Genomic DNA, 3455 nt, shown 5'->3' on the forward strand with positions numbered 1-3455 from the left:
ATCGCCTGTTGCTTGGTGTCGATGCTGGCCTGAAAAAGCTGGCGAATTCGGGATTGCATGTCCATCGATGTGACCTTAAGTAGGGCAACTGCTCCAGGCACAGATGTGCAGCCTGCAAAGCAAAATCGGTGTCAGTGAGTCAGGCAAAATCCAGCGTTCAGGTTCGACAATCGCGGCCACCTGAGTCAGCTGTCAAATGCGTTTTTCAACCAGTTGAACGAAGGTTCCTTGCCGGGGTTTCCGTTGATGCCAATCACATCGAAACGGCACGGCGAATCGGCCCAGCGTGACGTGGTCTGTAAAAAAAGCTGCGCGGCGATAACAAGCTTTTTGCGCTTGCGAACATCCACACTTTCTAGTGCTCCACCCCAGCCTGTGTGGCGCCGGTAGCGTACTTCGACGAATACTACTGTATCGCCATCAAGCATGACCAGATCGAGCTCACCGCGTTTGCATAACCAATTCTGCGCAATAAGGCTCAGGCCTTCTCGCTGAAGGTGCTGCAGGGCGAAGGCTTCAGCCTCGCGCCCTGCTTGCAGGTGCGGTGCAGCGGGTATCAATGCGCGGTGTCCGGCAGGCGTTGAACCTGGCCGCCGACAAATTTAGCCCATGGCAACTGCCGCTCGATACGCTGGCCCTGACCCAAGCTCAGGCTGCCGGATTGGCCGTCGAGGCGGGTATCAGGCAGCGCTTTCAGTTGGGTCAGGCGCGGTGCCAGGCGATAAGCATCAATGCCCATCGCGTACAGCCGGCCAAGACTGCCGGAAGCTTGTGGCCATTGCGTGGTCACTTGCTGGTGCAAGGGGTCGTTGGTGTTCAGCAGCCAAGGTGTTTCGCAAAACTGAATGCCTTCCAGATCCTTGTACTGTGCTTGGTCGCCGCTGTTGGTGAACAGTTGAGAGGTCGCATACACAGGGATGTCGCCGGCATATTGATACACCAGCGTCGGTTTGATCTGTTGGGCTAACTGGGGCGTTGCGGCGAGGAAGATAAAATCAATGTCCTGACGACGCGTCGGCTGAGGCGCTTGAGCGCCCGTTGTGTTTTGCAGGCTTTTCGCACGAGGGTCGGCATTGCGCAGTTGCAGCATGTCAGCAATTTGCTGGGCGAGGGCGACCGGTTGGTCGACGTGCTCAGCAACAATGAACGTGCCACCGGCGGCCTGCCAGGCCTGACGGAAAGCATCCAGAACGCGATCACCCCATTCGCCTCTAGGCACCATGGCAGCAGCACTGCGTTTGCCATCGGCCCAGGCACGACGAGCCACTTCGCGGGCTTCGTCTTCAGCGGCCAGACCAAACTGGAACAATTCGGGCGGCCCCGCTTGACGTGAATCGCTGTAGTTCAGCGCCAGTGTGGTGATGGGCAGATGTGGACGGCTGCTCAATTGCTTAACCAAAGGTTTTTCCAGTGGCCCGATCACCAGTTGTACGCCGGACGCCTTGGCCTGTCGGTAGAAATCGTCAAGCGAGGTCAGGCGTGAGCTGTCGATCACTTCGATTGTCGGAGGCTTTTGTCCTGCTTGCTGGGCTTGATAGTGCGCAGCCATGAAGCCTTCGCGCAGTGCGCGGGAAACCGACACCAGCGGACCATCTTGCGGCAGCAGCAACGCAATTTTGGTCAGCGGTTCACTGGCCAGGGCTTTGAGTGCAACCAGCGGCAATGGCAATTGCAAGGCTGCTGGATGCTGCGGGTTCTGAGCTTTCCAGTTATCGATTGCGGCTTGCTGTTGTTCCAGCGTACCGGCGGTTTTTACCGCCAGTGCCAGGCTCTGCCAGCCTGCCAGATCACCGGTGCCGCTGCTTTGCAGTTGCTCTGGCGGAAGTTGGGATACCAATGACCAGATAGCTTCATGGTTGGCTGTGGCGTCACCATTTTTCAGCAGCGGGGCGATAAATACCCGTTGGCTGGCGGCGGCCAAGATCTGGCCGTCTGCTTCCAGTGCGCGCGCCAGGACGAGCCCAGTGCGCACCTGCTGATCAACGGGCAACTCACCCAGTCGCTGCAAGCTTGGGTGGCTCAGCGCGGCTAAGGCGACCTTGGGTTGGTTGCGACCCAGAGCCAGTTCGGCAGCCAAGGTGCTGGCGTATACCTGTTGGGCGGGTTTTAGTTGATCAAGAGGCACTTGCTCGAGAATTTTTGCGGCACGTCCCACGTCGCCTTGTCGATTGGCTTGATCGGCCGCGCTCAGTCTGAGCACTGCAGCTTGATCGGGGGTTTTGGCGGCAGCAGCTTGTTCGAGCAATTGCTCGATGCTGGCGTCAGGCGTGCGAGGGAGTTCGCCAAGAGTTGACGAGGGCGAGCTGGCGCAAGCCGCCAACAAGGCAGCGAGACAGAGGGCGGTAAACAGGCGCAGGCAAGCGATCATGTATGTGATCCTGATACTCGAGCAAATAGGCGTGGAATTGTACCCAAGCACTGGCCGGGGCGCGATGTTGGTGGCGTTAAAGCGGTGATATTGGTCGCAGCCCAGGTAAAACAGGGGCGAACCAGTGTTTTTTTGCGTAAATCATGTGCTGCGGTAACGAAAACAAACGTTTTTTTCAGACTGTTTCATCGTTCGCCTGCGCCAGCTATCCGTTCGCTCAGGCCTTAATCTGTACAATGCGTTTTTTTGCCAACACAAGAGGTGTGCGCTTTGACTGCTCCAGGTGCTTCGAATTCCGCCCCAGGCTCGCTTTATGTTGTGGCCACGCCTATCGGTAACCTGGATGACATGAGCGTGCGTGCACTTAAGGTCTTGCGCGACGTGGCGTTGGTCGCTGCCGAAGATACGCGCCATTCATTACGGTTGATGCAGCACTTCGGTATTCCTACACCGTTGGCGGCGTGCCATGAGCACAACGAACGGGAAGAAGGCAGCCGGTTTATTACGCGACTGCTGGCGGGTGATGACGTTGCGCTGATTTCGGATGCCGGAACGCCGTTAATCTCCGACCCTGGTTATCACTTGGTGCGGCAGGCGCGTGCTGCGGGCATCCGGGTAATTCCGGTTCCTGGCGCGTGTGCTTTGATCGCCGCGCTGTCCGCTGCTGGCCTACCTTCCGACCGCTTTATATTCGAGGGCTTTCTGCCCGCAAAAGCAGTCGGGCGTAGAGCGCGACTCGAATTACTTAAAGCCGAACCCCGGACATTAATCTTTTATGAGGCGCCGCATCGCATTCTTGAGTGCCTGCAGGATCTTGAATTGGTGTTCGGTCCTGAGCGCCCCGCGTTACTCGCACGCGAGCTGACTAAAACGTTTGAAACCCTTAAAGGACTGCCGCTGTCGGAGTTGCGTGCATTTGTAGAAGGCGACAGCAATCAGCAGCGCGGCGAGTGCGTGGTGTTGGTGGCGGGGTGGACCGTCCCGGAGGATGAGGACGTTATCGGTGCTGAGGCTCGGCGTGTTCTGGATCTTCTATTAGAAGAGTTGCCGCTGAAACGGGCTGCTGCTTTGGCCGCGGAGATTACCG

The 3455-nt window shown here is 57.8% G+C and carries 3 protein-coding genes; 1 reads left to right on the top strand and 2 read right to left on the bottom strand.

The annotated features are described in order from the left end of the window. Positions 1 to 185: 185 nt before the first annotated feature. A complete protein-coding gene (locus M0974_RS06110; RefSeq protein WP_297834056.1) occupies positions 186 to 560 on the bottom strand; it encodes a YraN family protein in 375 nt (124 codons plus the stop codon). After that, complete coding sequence (locus tag M0974_RS06115) at positions 557 to 2368, bottom strand: penicillin-binding protein activator (protein WP_297834059.1); 1812 nt, start codon at positions 2366 to 2368, stop codon at positions 557 to 559. Before M0974_RS06115 ends, M0974_RS06110 begins: the two co-directional genes overlap by 4 nt. 348 nt (positions 2369 to 2716) lie before the next feature. Between M0974_RS06115 and rsmI the strand changes: the two genes are divergently transcribed. After that, the coding region (gene rsmI, locus M0974_RS06120; protein WP_297834063.1) for a 16S rRNA (cytidine(1402)-2'-O)-methyltransferase at positions 2717 to 3455 on the top strand (739 nt) is incomplete at its 3' end.

The organism is Pseudomonas sp., from assembly GCF_026224925.1.
In the GTDB taxonomy this organism is placed as follows: Bacteria; Pseudomonadota; Gammaproteobacteria; order Pseudomonadales; family Pseudomonadaceae; genus Aquipseudomonas.